We start from the raw sequence: 292 nt of genomic DNA on the forward strand, positions 1-292 counted from the left end.
CCTAATTTTTGTTTACCGCCACTTGAATGCTCTCGTGGCACAAGCCCTAAATTGGCAGCGAAATGACGACCATTGTGGTACTGCGCACCGTTACCAGCAAAGGAAACAGCGGCTGTTGCGGTTATCTCAGCGACTCCTTTTATGCTCATTAACCGACTGACTTGCTCGTTTGATGTAGCCTGAATTTTTATGTTGCCCTCTAAGTTTTTAATTGCCGTATCAAGCTGTTGCCACTCTTCGAGAAGCGCTTGAAAGTATTGTCTCGCTAATGCTGTTAAACCGCTGTTAGGAT

Annotated in this window: 1 protein-coding gene; it reads right to left on the reverse strand. The window is 45.5% G+C overall.

Going from position 1 to position 292, the window contains the following annotated elements:
• The coding region (locus Q0791_RS25150; protein WP_299011977.1) for a transposase at window positions 1-292 on the reverse strand (292 nt) is incomplete at both ends.

Origin of the sequence: uncultured Shewanella sp., assembly GCF_947495455.1 — a bacterium.
Classification (GTDB): Bacteria; Pseudomonadota; Gammaproteobacteria; order Enterobacterales; family Shewanellaceae; genus Shewanella.